The sequence below is a fragment of the Pseudomonas kielensis genome, assembly GCF_014236655.1.
GTDB lineage: Bacteria > Pseudomonadota > Gammaproteobacteria > Pseudomonadales > Pseudomonadaceae > Aquipseudomonas > Aquipseudomonas kielensis.
Genome location: NZ_JACMYG010000056.1, coordinates 1 through 13,114, shown reverse-complemented (window position 1 = coordinate 13,114; position 13,114 = coordinate 1). Strand labels below are relative to the sequence as shown.

Here is a 13,114-nt window from a genome sequence, read left to right as displayed (position 1 = left end):
AACCGTTGATTTAGTTTGACTACGCTTTTCAGCCGTAATCACCCTAGCGGCCCCGTAAGCATTTTTAATTAAAAATTTTACCTCCTTGACTGTATCTACTCGCTGCAAGTCAATGTCATGCCAATTGGCACAAACAAATCTATAGAAATCAAATACCACGCCTGTGTATTGATTTACGACTGCCGAACTACGCCCACTATGATTTATCAAATGAGCAAAATACTTATATGTAGGTCTCAACACAGGGCGACGCCCCGAAAAGTCGAGCCAGTTAAGTCCTTCGCTTTCACAGTAGATCAAGTAGTCTAATAATTTGCTGGCTCGACGGCGCAGATCATCGGTAGGCCTATTGCTTAACGTTTTATTTTCAATCAAGGATAAAAGGTATGAATTGGCTTCATGCCAAGGCTCACCTTCCTTATGAAACAGAAACGGGAGATTGTAGATATCTCCCGAGGTAAACGAAGAACCGATTTCCTCAACCTGGTAGAGCTGTTTGGTTTCAGCCCCTTCAAGTACCGATTTAATTGAGTCAACGGGCTGGATACCGACATGCAGGGTCGCGAAGGCGCTCTGCGCGTGAGGGATGAGAACGAGGCGACCTTCGTAACGCCGATTTGAGTAGGACATGACTCACCCTCAAAGGACTGAGTCAACCCTAGATGTTAAGCGCTAAAAATCAAGGCTTCTTGTCAATGTCTTTCTTGTTAAGCGATTCGACCCAAGGGTTTAACTTATGGAATACGCCTGACAAATTTCTAAAGATCCCGTCGACGCGCTCGGCGAAGAATTGGGAACGCGCCAGCAGCAGGTCATTGAGCGTCGAACGCACTGATGCCTCTTCGAACTCAGGCAACGGATGAATCGCCCACCGTTCTTCATCGCCGTCCCCATCCGCACGGAAACGTCGCTCTGCCTTTTTACCCATTGGGTTCCGGATCTGGTCCGACCACTCCTGGCGCCGTTTCTGCGGCATGCAGTCATAGACATCAGTCAGCGCCAACGCCCTCCCCCAGTAGGAAGCGTTCAACGACGCGATGGCAGGCTCCAGCTGCATGAGGTTTGCAATGTTGGTGGTGTAGTAGCGACCCTGATCGGAAGTATTGGCCTCCATGAAGTGATAGAGCGCACTGCTATAGCCGCCCCCGGTCATCATCTCGTGCAGGTATTCGATGCGCTGACGTTCAGCCTGGTAGCTGCCAATCAGACCGTCCACGACATCGGCGGATACCGGTGCAAAAAAATCGGTGGTGTCTTCAACGAGGTCACCGGTCACGGCGGCGTGGGAGAGGTCAGTCATAGCTCAGGCTCACATGTTTGGTCGTACGCCCAAAACCCGCTTGCGCGGGCGAGGTGAGTTGAACTGGTTGAGGGAGTAGCTGAATGAGCGGAACGTTTATGTTGGTGGCAGTCCTGGGGTTATCTGTCGAGGGGTTCAGTGTATTACTCTAGGATAATACACGCAATCTTTTTTTAGAGTCGATCCTCCCCACCTATGTAGCCCACATTCACCAAGCACCAGAACGAAAAAACCCCAGGCCATCGCCCGGGGTTGCTAGTGCTTTCACTCAGAAATCAATTTTCAAAGCCGCCAACAATGGAGCAGCTCCAATGATGGTTACGCCTGCACAAATCAAAGATAAGGGGGGCTGGTAAAACGTCGAGGGTGAGTTTTTACTGGCGTGACCAGCGCAACCGTGAGATCGCCTTGAACTGAGATATTCCGACTGATCCCCTCTCATTCCGTGCTTTTGAGCCAGGCCTGGTCAACAACTCTTCTATCGCAGGTCGTTCTGCCTCATAGATCGCGAATGCATTCAGGTCGGAATCCAGCAGAACCAACTGAACAACGTCGAACGGCTGCCTGAGATCGATAGAGCCGACCCTGCCAACAATTCTCTTCAAGTTGGTAATCACGCGCCCCTTGATTTGCACCTGGACAGGATTGCCATCCCTTATTTCAGTGGCATCGTACCCGGCTGTACGCGCCGCATGCAGATCCAAACCAAGGATCGCAGCAGCCTCACATTCAGCAATTTCACCGGTGATACCTAGCGGCTTCCCAGTCAGCTGCTGATATCGGGTGGCAAGGCGTTTTGCCTGTTTCACAAGCTCTAGCAACTCAGCACGATCAGATTCGGGCGGTATCTGTACATCGAGTTGGGTCATGGTGAATTGCCCTTAATGGCGTGCTGGTTAGGACAAAAAAAAACCGCTCCAGCGAGGCTGAAGCGGCCACCTGTGGACCTTAAAGGTCGTCTAAGTGATCCCGCAGGAAGTGGTACAAGCGAAACGCTTGAAACACCCTCCATGCGGAGTCCAACGTACGTCGTGCAAACTTGTACATACTGGGCCCTCCCATTGGTTGGGCCAATCTCCAGTGCGCTTACCGGAACACGCGCACCTTCGGGAAAACTTGCACCAAGTGTTCCCTGTGAAATGGCTGGATTTGAGGCCTCCCGAGTCGATCCGGCACGGGTTCCTAATCCGTGTCGAGAGGGCCAAACTTAATGCGTAATTTGTGGCGAATCATGCCGCGCTGCGAGATCAATGGCCGAGCAACCACCAGCACCGCTAGTCGCTAATATTGCGCGTAGTGGTACCACCTGTGTAAGCTTGACGACGCACCAAGTGTTCCCTGTGAACAAGCAAGCCGGCTTCCTACCGTGATTTGCTACGAAGAAACCGCCCTCCTACGGCGGTTTTTTTGTGCCTGTCGTTGGCGTTTGAAATCCAGTCAACTCGCGGTGCTGAGGTTGTACTTCAGTGCCTGTAGTGGCTGCGCTGAATATGGCGCAATTATATGGATGTTTTTCAGCCGGTGGTGGGGCGAATCCGCGCATGGAGCGGACGAGACGGAGGGTTTTTCGGTCGGAGCGAGGGTTTACAGGGCTTTGGCTGGATGTCGCGGGTGCAGATTTTTTTTCATAAATTTTGACGGGCAGTTTTTTTGTTCAAAAAACAACCAAAAATGGCATATTTACACTACATGTTGTGTTTCAAGGATGGCGTCAGGTTTCAAATGCCTCTCAGCCGCTTCTTTACACTCGGCGGCCGCACGCATGCCCCTCCTTAACCAAGCACCAGCATGAAAAAACCCCGGCCATCTCAAGACGGTCGGGGTGGGTGTCGCGTTCAATAAAAGTTGAATTCCGGTCCCCTGACGTTTTGCGGGAACAGCGGTTACTCGTGCCCTATGGAATAGCCATGATCCAACGATGGCCACCCTCTACGGGTCAGGATTCCATTGACGTCAATGTAGCCTCCCGATTCGTTCTGCCACCGTACTGAGTAATACCGATCACTCGAAGGCAGTTCAGCATCCATCGTGTACACGGTGAGTTTCCAACCCTCGACAACCTTGGCGAACCCGGCAACATCAAGGCGTTGCAGTGCATAACGAGCCAAACGAAAGGCCAACCCCTGGGTTATTACCTTGTCGGTGATATGCAGGTGATCTGGAAGCTTTTGCCCCACCATGTTGAAACGCGATTCGCCTCGCTGGTAGACCTCAGTGGCAACAGTACTCATACGCCCTCCTGGGGAGTCGCATGCTCTGAATCCATCATACATTTGAAGTCGGCCGCTTTTTTCTTCGATGAAAAATGGTAGATGACTGGATCCTCAGCCGGGTCCGCTTTGGTGTCCTCAACACACCACGGTTTTTTTGAACTGGAACTGGGGCGTAGCTGAAAGCGCTCGTTTTGCATGGTTACATCTCCCTGAGAATTCACTTCGTATCAGAGAGATGCGCCACACAGGCTTAGAAATGGCTCGACCTAAATGCTGTTCTACCAGATGAAGTTTTACGTGGCCCACACAGAAGAACCTCATCGACGTTCCGACACACGCTGGCGTTTCCTAATCACCCGTTAGTACGATCCCAGCATTGTTCTTTAGCAGGCTGTAAGTGAATATTGTGATTCTCCAAAAAGGTGACCCCAATCCGTGAGTCCTCCCACCTGTCTATGATCGACTGTATGAGGGCGATATGTGGCTCATCAACTCATCAATCTCGCCGGCACTGGGAGAGTACGCAGGTTCGAATCGGCCACTTTCACCGGCAAACACGTACTTTTCGCAGAGACAATCATCATGCATCTGATCACAGTTGATGCAGGGGGGATTGCAGAGCTCGATCATTTGATCAATCGCCGTTGAAGGATCATCGGGATCGTAGATATCGGGATACCAGGAACTCTCCGCAACGGTGAACTCGCCCCTCGCGAAACTCACAACGTCATCAGGCCCTTCAAAGTCCCAGCTCGACAAAGCCTTAAGCGCAGGTAAGAGCACCACGCGACAGTAATCGAATCGGTACTCATCAAGGTGGCAAAGAATTCGTCCATCGTCCTCGATAAGGCTCTGGAACGAGATCTGCCCGTAACGATCGCCCAGACCTTTATACCTTGCCGGGTTAATTCGAATATGCTTGAGGGCATTGTTGATCCCATCGACCAGTTCCATTTTTCGATTGGCCAGATACGCCCCGGGAACGGAGAACATTGCATCAAACGTTGTGACCAATTCTCTGCGTGATTCTGTTATCCCGTCGGCCGCCCGCACCGCCTGCAAGTAATCAACACTGTGAGCCAAAATCAGGTTTGCGCCGAATGCCTGGTGGAGCGAGATCTCATTCTTCCTGACCTTTTCCTCAAGATCGGCCTTTGCAGGCTCGAGGATGTACTTGATGTAATGCTCGAAATCCTCGCAAGCACGATTAAGGACCTCATTTGTCGGTGCCACAGGCGGACTCTCAATACTATCGTTGCACGCTGACGACAGGACGCCGCCGGCCGCGTTCGACTCATTGTCAGCTAACCGATCTATCGTCCCAGCCGCAGCTTCCGGAGCCTTCCATTCCAGCCCACCGCCAAACAATTTGGCAGCAGCAGATTTGGCCCCACGAAGAGTTTGATAGTGTCGTGGTAGCTCCAGGTATGCGTGACTTCCCCGGCTATCAAGATTGCAGTCGAGGGTAAACGGTTTGTCTGAGCGGTTGGCTACCCGGATGAACAACGCATCTCTGCCGATCGCTGCAATGAACAACACGTCATTCATGACAATACCCATATAAGGCCCGCGATCATCTTTCAGAAAAAATAGGGGAAGTGAACGGCTCCGCCAACGCACCTGCCAGAACCATTTTCGCACCTTCACGCTTAAAAATTGGGCCCCAATCTTCTAGCGTGTAGACCGGGCCGGTCTTCGCTACCTGGACCCCCGCTTGCTCACCTGCCTGGGCAATCAGATTGATGACTGTCTTATTATCAATACCTGTCCTTTCTTTGATCTTCACCACGGTCGCATCAGGAATGGAGTCAATCGCAGCTAGCACAGAAAGCATGCGACGCAGGTCGCCTTTGGGATAACTAACAAAAGTGGTCATTGAACTGCTCGATGGTGCGATTAATGCACCTATTCTAGTCAGGGGGATTTGCCGTTGTCACGCGCAAAACTCGGGGGCGATTAGGGGTCAGAACGGCTCTTCAGGGTTGTGCGCACTTGGCTCGGTTTCTACCAGCGAATCATCCAGCCCGACGTTCATGAGGAGATGGAAGTACTCGTCGGCAGTTACCCTCGCCAAGGCTTCGTCTTCATGCCGGTCCATGAACCAGGGGAAATCGATTACTTCCTCATTGACCTCATCGGCGGGTACTCCAAGTTCGATAAGGCGATCGGCAACGACTGCAATCCATTGGGTGTACTGCATGGGTACTCCTGGCGCCATTGGCGGCCTTACGCAACGGGTTAAAGCATCGTGGTACTGGCCTGCAATTTAAGCCACCTCTTGCGCTTCGCAAGCGCGTCTCCGCCGACCACACGAGCATCCCACTTGTAACCCGCGTTCGACGCCCAGGCAGCGGTACAGGAGCCCTCAAGAATCATTTGTTCAATCGTCACTGGTGTTTCCATGTGTCTGTAGCTCCGTGATCAGTTTGGGGGAGCAATCGCCACTGCCGGGGGCCGCGATAGGATCACTTACGAACCTATGTGAAATCAGTTGGGCTTACTGAGGCCTATCAACTTCATGCCGGGTTGCTGATTCACCAAATGCAGCTGCTGCTTATCGGCCTCATTCAGTTCCGAGCAATCCAGTCCCTGAAAACCAGCTTGGCCAAGCATCTTTGCAGCCAGGTTTGGATCGCCCAGCCGGGACGCCGCGGCGGCGGCGACAACGAATCCATGCTCAAAATCACTGAGCGGTTTGAGTGATGACATCGTGAATCAGTCCTATTTCTGGGTTGTTCATTTACGGTCGCAGCCCCGCAATCGCAGAGCTCGGAGCTGTTGGGTCACGAAATGGAGATCTACACTGCTCTTTTGTGGGCATCGAGCCGCAAAAGGATCCGGCAGGCTGGGCATTCATCGTCACGGACCATTTCCCCTTCAACCTGGTCAGGACACGAGCCGTTGAACACGTGCGCAGTTCGACCGACCGCAATGCCCTCCAGATCATGCACCAGTTCCGCTGGCACAACTGACGTACTGGTGGGTGGCAATGCAAGCGCAGCACGCAACTCATCACGGACAGGCTTGGCAGCCTTGAATGCAGACGCCGCGTGGATCATCTGTTGGTAGGCACGCTCAACCAATGCGCGAGCCAGGGTGATGGTATCGGGGGCCATTGTGTTCTTCCATTGACGAAAAGGCTGTAGAAAGCAGACTTGAGAAAATCAGCTTTCGACAGGCCCCGGCGCACCAGGGCGGGTTGGGGTCAGGCAGTTTGACTTTCCTCGGCCATCACCACCTTTAGAGCTGCATCGAAAGGCAGGTCCAGCTCCTCGATGAGGTGGACGGCTTCGCCGAAAATATATTCCTGCTCGCAGGAACAGTCGAACTCCTCGAAGTCCTTGTACTCCATGTGCTCGACGCCTTCTGCCAGGTTGCGATTGACCTCGCGAACGGCTCGCTGGCCCACTGTCTCGGCAGCCCTCTTGATGGCCTTGATCTTCTGCGCCCACGTCGGCAGAGAAGCCTGAACTCCAATGGTCTCATTGGCCATTACTGACTCGCTGACACCGTTCGGTCCTGCCTGTGCAGACACCTGCGCCCCCTCGCTCGGTGCCTTTTGGACAATGTCGTTCCGGGTTTCAGATGTTGCGAGGATCCGCCCGCTTTTATGCCACTTATCAGCCGTCCCGCATGCCACGTAGGAGCCGACACAGCCATAATCATGCCGGGTTGATGCACGATCGATCATGACGCGGTCGCCGCCACAGGTGAGGTACTCACCTGGCGCATCGATGATATCCGAGAGTGTGAACAGGGGGATGAAGTAGACGCTCATGTTTTTTCCCAAAGGATAGCTTTGGGGAAAATATAGGTGCGTTTAACGCACCTGTAAAGCTTTAATCGGACTCCAGCGGTTAACGTCTAGTCCTGGGATCCATTCGGCGTCTGAACCGGGACTGGCTCCAGGTGCTGGGGAATATAAAATGTTGAGCCATGTCGGCCCAGTTGTGCGAGGTATTCGTCTCTCTCACTGTTCGGTTTAACTTCAAAAATTGGTCTTAGGCCAACGGCAATGTAATACCAGCACGGCAGGTAATACGCCGTGCCAAGACTCAATTTTTGGGCGATTCGCGGATGAGCATGCACCCAGCTCTTGAGCCCATCCCACGCCTTCCCGTGGTAGAAGGCTGCCATGCAATAGAAATCATCCGAACCGAAGGGAGCTACCCAAAAAGGGAGCCCGAATTCGTGCGCCAACTCAAGCACTTGAACCTGACTGAGTTTTGTCAGATCGATCAAGGCGTCTTGGCCGTATTTCGCAAACCACCATCCCTCCTCACCAGTGCTTGGAAAATCCGGGCTGAAGAATCGAAGATAAGAGACGCCCAAAGCCAAACTGCGGCATTGGTTTCGATATGGATCTCGGCAAGAGATGCGCGGCTCACTATCCAGGATGAACGCTTCAAATTGTAAGCCCCCTATGGAGGCTTTATGGAACACGTGTACGGCCATGCGATAAACCTCCAAAGCGATATTTTGAACATAGTCTGCAAACTCAGGTAACACCGATAGGCAGACCAGCGGCGCAGCCTGCGCCGGGTAGCCAGACACATCCTTTTAGGATGGCCAACATCACCAAAGAGCTCGTCCCAGCCACAGATCCAATCAGCTGGTAGGCCGGCGCCACACGGTTGACGCACATAAAAAAACCCCGACCAGAGAGGCCGGGGTGGGTACTGCGTTCAAACTCAAGCAAATGTCATTTCGTTGCGCATGGCCTGAATGTGTTCCAACACCTTCAAGCGCGCTCGCTGCAAAGTTGCTCGTAATCCACGTAGGCGAGCAGCATGCGCAACCGCTGTCGCTCGTTCAATTCGGACCACTCAACGCCACTGAAAAACACACCCGCTACGTCCCCAGTTTCTATGAAGCAAGTGTCCTGGATGGCTCTGACGGCATCGTCAATGTCGTCAATCACTGCGGACGAAGCAAGAAGCTGAGCAGAGGCCTTATTGATGTCGAATTTCATACTGGAGCTCCTTGCTTAACCGCTGCGTGGTGCTCTGCAAGGCACGCCCGCGCCTGCTCTTTCGCGTCAGTCAACCCGTCGGTATCCGAAGAGTCCTCATCCAACCAGTTTTCAGCGTTTAAGGCCTCAAGGGCATTGATGCCCTTATTTGGCGTGCCAGATTCCAGGGACCAGCTGAAGCCAGCTGGGACAATGAGTTTTCCCGTTCTCTGCGGCGTTTTGAATTCGAGCACTGCCAACGTGCCCTCATCAATCAGTTCCTGGACCGCAAGCCGCACCTCGAAGAACATTTGGCCTCGCTCCATCGGTGACATTTGCGCTTGAAGGTCGTTTAAAAACTCGCCGTACCGGTAAGGCAATCCATCAAGTAGCAGCAACGCGGAAGTCTTGATGCTGGTCTTAATCGGGTTTGAGGTCTCACCTTGAGTTTGCATAGTGGTCATCGTGAACATCTCCGTTGGAATTAACTTCGTGGCAGGAGATGCCGAACACCGACTCAGAAATTTACCGACTCACCGTACACAGGGAGCCATCTTTTACGCTGAAACACTCGCTTCAGAAAAAGGTAAAATCGCCGCCTTAGGCGACCGCATAAGGAAGGGATAGTGAATTTCTCTACAAAATGGCTTCACGGAACAACATCGACGATCACTGCATGGACACTAAATGGCCGTGGCGGCATCAAAGGTCCTATGCCACTTCACAAAGCCCTATTTTTCACCTCGAACCGCTCGTTCGCTGAAGGGAGTTCGGGGAGTTCGGGGAGCGGCGCCAATGTTTACCAATCGACGATCAAGGCGGGGTCAAATGTGCTGGATCTGTCTAAGCCCGGCGTGACGTGTACAACTCAAGAGTCGGAGAGTTTTCGAAAGCGCGTAATGCAGTGCCGCCCAGGTAAAACCAATATTCAAGCTGAGTATCAGCAACACTGGGAAGCTGGTTGGCAGACAGGCGCGATCATGAAATATGCGCACAGAGAACATGAGGAGCAGCAGATGAAAACGATGCAGTACCTCGCCATGTATGAGCGTGACACTCCAGAAGGCATTGTAAGCTTTAACCACATCCAGAAAACAACGCGTGACTGCATCGAAGACATCGTGGATGCAGCAATTGCAGCGGGCTATCAGGCCGTTGCAGGTCACGAGCTACAAAGCGGAGTTACCTACCCGCTGTTGATTGTACTCGACCCGAGTATTCTCTCCGCGCCTGTGAAAATCTAACCGCGGTTCATTGCTCGCGCTCAGCCCCTCTCGCGTAGGTAATGCCCAGCCCGAAGTTAACCGACTTCGGGTCATCCTGGTTCTGGGTGGACATGTGCAATGCTAACGGATGGTCATGGCGAGTGCATTTCACCCCAGCCGGGAAGCCAGTGGAAAAAACCAGCTTAATGGGCCGGTTTTCGACTGCGGACATCCTACCGCACCAGCTAAAAGTGCAACCTGCCCGGCCAGGCGACAGGTTGAAGCGACCATACCGCAGCAGCACTACCCGATGGCCTTGATTGATACCACTTCGAAAAAGCGGTACTTCTCCTTCTTGGCCAACGTCTTGGCCTCCTGCTCGGCATCGAACTGGCTCAATGTATCGGCATCATGAGTGAACTCGACGGTCTCACCCTCAAATTCCTTGCTGACAAGTAGTGTCACCCGGAGCTTGGGGGACCGGGGTTTAAGCTTGCTACCCGTAACCCGGGGTTCAGATTTCACTTTTGTCGCCGGCACGGGTGCCTGAGGAGTGGAAGGACACGCATGTGCCGCGGTCAGGCCTAAGGCCCGGCGCATTTCGTCCTCGGTGAATCCGCTGCTCATTGTCAGAGCTCCATAACTGAGTGGCGGCTGTCGCTCAATGTTGCCAGCGAGCGAGGCCTCGAGGTGAGCGCGGACGCCCACCATTCTTTCACACGAAACTTTGTGTTGCCGACCCACGCGGTAGACGGCACCGATTCGGTAGCGCCACCTGGCGCACCCGCCAACTGTCCTTGAAACAGAAACCACTCTCGTTGTTCTGTTTGCTCGGGGCCTTATGCGATATCTCGGATTTACCTTCGGCGGAAACTTGGTGCCGGCGCCGGTACCAGCTTGACCAAAGATCGCTGGCATGATTTACAAGTAACCAAACCGGAATCGGTAGTGCAGCTGAGATTGTGATTGTTGCGTCCACAGGCGACATCACTGCCACCAGTTGAGGAGTGAATTACCAAACCGCAAAACTCCAACCTTTAAATCAGCCAACCTATTTTCGCACACGTTTGTAGCAAGTGCAGATCTGTTCACCAATCAATAGGGACCAGAACTTCAAATCCGACGCATCTCGAAACTCATGTAGGTGTGGCAATATACAAACATGCGGAGTGGTTGTGCTGGCAGGGAGCTTTGTCAGCTTATTCAGGGTGACAGCTTAATCGGGCTGACTTTTCGCCCCACCATCACAACCACTCTGCACTTTCCAACCGCGGCGCCAGCGTGCAACGACCGCCGACCATAACGAAGCAACTGGAAGCCCAGGGCTAAGACCCTTTTATACCCCCCAAACAATGAAAAACCCCCAGCCTCGGCCGGGGGGGTAGTGTTGCGTTAAAGCTGCGAAACGAGATGCTGATCAGTAGAATTCGACTTTGCAGCACGGACCGCTATCGCCACTGACAACCAGGTGATGCCTGAAGAGCCGGGCATTGCATGACATGGACGTTCGACCATTGGCGTTCAGAAGAACACGAAGCCTCAATGCCGGTACAGGCGCAGTTTTGAGCTCGTTCGCGCTCCAGGCCGCCAGCGACTTTTCCAGATTGCCTAACCATTTTGTGCCTGACTTACTGCTTTCGCAGTGGTAGACATTGAAGTTCTCGCCGCGGCGAATGTTGAGGGGGACGCAGGCGCGACGCAGAGTCGGATGCCCGATCACGTCGTAATCGCGAAAACCATGCGCGGAGCTGTGAAGCTTGATTTGGAATGGCTCGCTGTGCGTTGCTGGGGTCATCGTGTTCTCTCCGTGGGAAATTTTACTTGCGCCCGGAGATGTCGAACAGGAAACAAGAACACACCATGAAACCGGTGATCAGGAGAGTTGCTGCCCATACAGCAGAACTTATGGGTAGGTTACGGTCACATACGGATCTTCGCCGATCGCGTCTAATCGCTTGCTCAACCGATCATCCAGCGCTTTCTGGTAGTCATGGTAGGTGGAAGCGTTGATGGTTTGATACTTGAATAGGGCGTCCAGGTAGCCCTTGATGTACAGGCGAGTATCACGCATCGACTCAACGCTATCGCAGTCATCCACGCTATCGATCTGGTGATTGACATCAGCATCTATCGCTTGCGGATCAGGGGCATTCATCGCAGCGACGCTCCTGCATATCTTGAAGGGTGAGCTTCAAGTTTAGTGATGCCTCTGGAGCCCTCGCAGAATCACCGACCGAAGGTCATGGAAAATATCCTGTGACGCGCCAATAAAAAGCCCCCGGCATGCTCGATGACGGAGGGCTATGAGTAACTCGCCATTAGGGCAGGTCAGTTCTGATACACCGGGTGATAATCCTCTTGCTGGTTTGCCACCTTCTCCAGTTCGGCAGCCTGGGTCTGCGGGTACACCTGACGACGACTGTTCAGACGGTGAAGCTTCGCAGCACTATGCACGTCGTCGACTGTCACTGTTTCCGGGTTGGCGGGATTGTTCTTGCGCTCATTCGCAGTTAATTGCACGGCGAGTGCTTCAGGATCAACGTCCTGCGCAAGTGAACGGGCGATGCGTGCGCAGGCAATGCCGGTGCGGTCGGCTTGGTCATGGGTTAAGAACTCGAAGGCATCTCGGCCTTGGTCGATTATTTTGGGCATGTGTCGTTCTCATTGAGTGGCTGTGGGTTGCATTTCGAGAATACCCGCCGAGCGAACTGCCGACCAGCAGTGGCCGACCCAGCCCATCGGGGCAGACCTCACGGAAAGTTCTGCGGTTGCACAGATCGAACGCGGTTGTTTACCCTCTTCGATTGGCCTTATCGCCTATTTCGTACTCCACACAAGTACAAAAAAACCCCCGGCATGGCCGAGGGTGGGTGTAACGTTATCTGAAGTCGCCCAGCAAGCTGCGCGGTTGACCTCAAAGATCTTTAAGGTATTGCGAAACCGAGATCTGCTTGCCGCAGTTCACAAAGTTTTCAAGATGGCGTGCAGCCTCCTCTTTGGTCCAACCTTTGTCCGCCATGACGCGCTTCATGAACAGACCTTTCAGATAGTTTTTGATGACTCTGGAACTATTCATCGTCGTTGTCCTTGGAATGCCCGGGGTACCGGCCGGAGCAGGTAGTCGTTACGAGTAGAGGTATTTGATGTTGTGGCAAGGGATCTCATGGAATTTCCGGCCGCAGGCATCGACTGCGACGAAGCAACCGCTAGTGTCATCAGTGAAATCTATTCCCAGCTTGCCGCGATCTTCAGACCTGATAGTCCCCTTTGCTCCGACCGTTGCGATCAGTTCTCCGTGCAAGTTTCGATAGTCCTGCTGGACCATGACGCTCGTGAAGTTAGCCATTTACATGCTCCTGAGGGCGGGCACCGCCAGCCCGGGTTTGTGAGTTGAAAATCAGTTCGAGTCCAATCCACCTGCACGGTCGATCGCGAGCATTTCAGT

Annotated in this window: 20 protein-coding genes and 1 pseudogene; 1 reads left to right on the top strand and 20 read right to left on the bottom strand. The window is 53.2% G+C overall.

From position 1 onward, the window contains the following. The 14 genes and pseudogenes from H7995_RS27515 to H7995_RS27450 form a co-directional block, all read right to left on the bottom strand. A pseudogene (locus tag H7995_RS27515) lies at positions 1-630 on the bottom strand (site-specific integrase); the annotation flags it as partial. Positions 631-679: 49 nt separating this feature from the next. Next, a complete protein-coding gene (locus H7995_RS27510) occupies positions 680-1,300 on the bottom strand; it encodes a hypothetical protein (RefSeq protein ID WP_185819268.1) in 621 nt (206 codons plus the stop codon). A 374-nt stretch (positions 1,301-1,674) separates the two neighbouring features. Beyond that, on the bottom strand, positions 1,675-2,169 hold the full coding sequence (locus H7995_RS27505) for a DUF6998 domain-containing protein (protein WP_185819267.1): 495 nt from the start codon (positions 2,167-2,169) through the stop codon (positions 1,675-1,677). A 1,014-nt stretch (positions 2,170-3,183) separates the two neighbouring features. Next, on the bottom strand, positions 3,184-3,531 hold the full coding sequence (locus tag H7995_RS27500; protein ID WP_185819266.1) for a hypothetical protein: 348 nt from the start codon (positions 3,529-3,531) through the stop codon (positions 3,184-3,186). Next, entirely contained in the window at positions 3,528-3,710 is a 183-nt protein-coding gene (locus H7995_RS27495) for a hypothetical protein (RefSeq protein ID WP_185819265.1), read from the bottom strand. Before H7995_RS27495 ends, H7995_RS27500 begins: the two co-directional genes overlap by 4 nt. Before the next feature lie 256 nt (positions 3,711-3,966). After that, the gene (locus H7995_RS27490; protein WP_185819264.1) at positions 3,967-5,061 is read right to left on the bottom strand and encodes a hypothetical protein; all 1,095 of its coding nucleotides are present in this window, start codon (positions 5,059-5,061) and stop codon (positions 3,967-3,969) included. 25 nt (positions 5,062-5,086) lie between these two features. Then, on the bottom strand, positions 5,087-5,389 hold the full coding sequence (locus H7995_RS27485; protein ID WP_244647835.1) for a hypothetical protein: 303 nt from the start codon (positions 5,387-5,389) through the stop codon (positions 5,087-5,089). 87 nt (positions 5,390-5,476) lie between these two features. Continuing rightward, entirely contained in the window at positions 5,477-5,713 is a 237-nt protein-coding gene (locus H7995_RS27480; protein ID WP_185819263.1) for a hypothetical protein, read from the bottom strand. Positions 5,714-6,000: 287 nt separating this feature from the next. Further along, a complete protein-coding gene (locus H7995_RS27475; RefSeq protein WP_185819262.1) occupies positions 6,001-6,222 on the bottom strand; it encodes a hypothetical protein in 222 nt (73 codons plus the stop codon). A gap of 89 nt (positions 6,223-6,311) precedes the next feature. Continuing rightward, complete coding sequence (locus H7995_RS27470) at positions 6,312-6,629, bottom strand: hypothetical protein (RefSeq protein WP_185819270.1); 318 nt, start codon at positions 6,627-6,629, stop codon at positions 6,312-6,314. A gap of 89 nt (positions 6,630-6,718) precedes the next feature. Next, positions 6,719-7,291 (bottom strand): hypothetical protein, encoded by a 573-nt coding sequence (locus tag H7995_RS27465; protein ID WP_185819261.1) that lies wholly within the window; start codon positions 7,289-7,291, stop codon positions 6,719-6,721. Positions 7,292-7,377: 86 nt separating this feature from the next. Further along, a complete protein-coding gene (locus tag H7995_RS27460; RefSeq protein ID WP_185819260.1) occupies positions 7,378-8,067 on the bottom strand; it encodes a hypothetical protein in 690 nt (229 codons plus the stop codon). A 187-nt stretch (positions 8,068-8,254) separates the two neighbouring features. Continuing rightward, positions 8,255-8,485, bottom strand: a complete 231-nt coding sequence (locus H7995_RS27455) for a hypothetical protein (RefSeq protein WP_185819259.1) — start codon at positions 8,483-8,485, stop codon at positions 8,255-8,257. Next, entirely contained in the window at positions 8,482-8,928 is a 447-nt protein-coding gene (locus tag H7995_RS27450) for a hypothetical protein (RefSeq protein WP_185819258.1), read from the bottom strand. The genes H7995_RS27455 and H7995_RS27450 overlap by 4 nt, the downstream gene beginning before the upstream one ends. Positions 8,929-9,090: 162 nt before the next feature. On the opposite strand from H7995_RS27450, the gene H7995_RS27445 reads away from it, so the two are divergent. Then, the gene (locus tag H7995_RS27445) at positions 9,091-9,708 is read left to right on the top strand and encodes a hypothetical protein (protein WP_185819257.1); all 618 of its coding nucleotides are present in this window, start codon (positions 9,091-9,093) and stop codon (positions 9,706-9,708) included. Between the two features lie 264 nt (positions 9,709-9,972). Here H7995_RS27445 and H7995_RS27440 read toward each other — a convergent pair whose 3' ends face one another. From H7995_RS27440 to H7995_RS27415, 6 genes are all read right to left on the bottom strand, one after another. Then, complete coding sequence (locus tag H7995_RS27440) at positions 9,973-10,296, bottom strand: hypothetical protein (protein WP_185819256.1); 324 nt, start codon at positions 10,294-10,296, stop codon at positions 9,973-9,975. A gap of 790 nt (positions 10,297-11,086) precedes the next feature. Next, on the bottom strand, positions 11,087-11,464 hold the full coding sequence (locus tag H7995_RS27435; protein WP_185819255.1) for a hypothetical protein: 378 nt from the start codon (positions 11,462-11,464) through the stop codon (positions 11,087-11,089). Between the two features lie 108 nt (positions 11,465-11,572). Next, positions 11,573-11,824 carry a hypothetical protein gene (locus H7995_RS27430; protein WP_185819254.1) on the bottom strand — a complete coding sequence of 84 codons (252 nt, stop codon included), beginning with the start codon at positions 11,822-11,824 and terminating at the stop codon, positions 11,573-11,575. A 173-nt stretch (positions 11,825-11,997) separates the two neighbouring features. Further along, positions 11,998-12,321, bottom strand: coding sequence for a hypothetical protein (locus H7995_RS27425; RefSeq protein WP_116894790.1), 324 nt, complete (start codon positions 12,319-12,321; stop codon positions 11,998-12,000). 262 nt (positions 12,322-12,583) lie between these two features. Beyond that, positions 12,584-12,745, bottom strand: coding sequence for a hypothetical protein (locus H7995_RS27420; protein ID WP_185819253.1), 162 nt, complete (start codon positions 12,743-12,745; stop codon positions 12,584-12,586). Between the two features lie 48 nt (positions 12,746-12,793). After that, positions 12,794-13,015, bottom strand: coding sequence for a hypothetical protein (locus tag H7995_RS27415; protein WP_185819252.1), 222 nt, complete (start codon positions 13,013-13,015; stop codon positions 12,794-12,796). Positions 13,016-13,114 lie beyond the last annotated feature (99 nt).

What these genes read in the sequence shown, in the direction of transcription:
- H7995_RS27510 (WP_185819268.1), bottom strand. Translation starts at nt 1,300, where the DNA reads ATGACTGACCTCTCCCACGCCGCCGTGACCGGTGACCTCGTTGAAGAC.
- H7995_RS27505 (WP_185819267.1), bottom strand. Translation starts at nt 2,169, where the DNA reads ATGACCCAACTCGATGTACAGATACCGCCCGAATCTGATCGTGCTGAG.
- H7995_RS27500 (WP_185819266.1), bottom strand. Translation starts at nt 3,531, where the DNA reads ATGAGTACTGTTGCCACTGAGGTCTACCAGCGAGGCGAATCGCGTTTC.
- H7995_RS27495 (WP_185819265.1), bottom strand. Translation starts at nt 3,710, where the DNA reads ATGCAAAACGAGCGCTTTCAGCTACGCCCCAGTTCCAGTTCAAAAAAA.
- H7995_RS27490 (WP_185819264.1), bottom strand. Translation starts at nt 5,061, where the DNA reads ATGAATGACGTGTTGTTCATTGCAGCGATCGGCAGAGATGCGTTGTTC.
- H7995_RS27485 (WP_244647835.1), bottom strand. Translation starts at nt 5,389, where the DNA reads ATGACCACTTTTGTTAGTTATCCCAAAGGCGACCTGCGTCGCATGCTT.
- H7995_RS27480 (WP_185819263.1), bottom strand. Translation starts at nt 5,713, where the DNA reads ATGCAGTACACCCAATGGATTGCAGTCGTTGCCGATCGCCTTATCGAA.
- H7995_RS27475 (WP_185819262.1), bottom strand. Translation starts at nt 6,222, where the DNA reads ATGTCATCACTCAAACCGCTCAGTGATTTTGAGCATGGATTCGTTGTC.
- H7995_RS27470 (WP_185819270.1), bottom strand. Translation starts at nt 6,629, where the DNA reads ATGGCCCCCGATACCATCACCCTGGCTCGCGCATTGGTTGAGCGTGCC.
- H7995_RS27465 (WP_185819261.1), bottom strand. Translation starts at nt 7,291, where the DNA reads ATGAGCGTCTACTTCATCCCCCTGTTCACACTCTCGGATATCATCGAT.
- H7995_RS27455 (WP_185819259.1), bottom strand. Translation starts at nt 8,485, where the DNA reads ATGAAATTCGACATCAATAAGGCCTCTGCTCAGCTTCTTGCTTCGTCC.
- H7995_RS27450 (WP_185819258.1), bottom strand. Translation starts at nt 8,928, where the DNA reads ATGACCACTATGCAAACTCAAGGTGAGACCTCAAACCCGATTAAGACC.
- H7995_RS27440 (WP_185819256.1), bottom strand. Translation starts at nt 10,296, where the DNA reads ATGAGCAGCGGATTCACCGAGGACGAAATGCGCCGGGCCTTAGGCCTG.
- H7995_RS27435 (WP_185819255.1), bottom strand. Translation starts at nt 11,464, where the DNA reads ATGACCCCAGCAACGCACAGCGAGCCATTCCAAATCAAGCTTCACAGC.
- H7995_RS27430 (WP_185819254.1), bottom strand. Translation starts at nt 11,824, where the DNA reads ATGAATGCCCCTGATCCGCAAGCGATAGATGCTGATGTCAATCACCAG.
- H7995_RS27425 (WP_116894790.1), bottom strand. Translation starts at nt 12,321, where the DNA reads ATGCCCAAAATAATCGACCAAGGCCGAGATGCCTTCGAGTTCTTAACC.
- H7995_RS27420 (WP_185819253.1), bottom strand. Translation starts at nt 12,745, where the DNA reads ATGAATAGTTCCAGAGTCATCAAAAACTATCTGAAAGGTCTGTTCATG.
- H7995_RS27415 (WP_185819252.1), bottom strand. Translation starts at nt 13,015, where the DNA reads ATGGCTAACTTCACGAGCGTCATGGTCCAGCAGGACTATCGAAACTTG.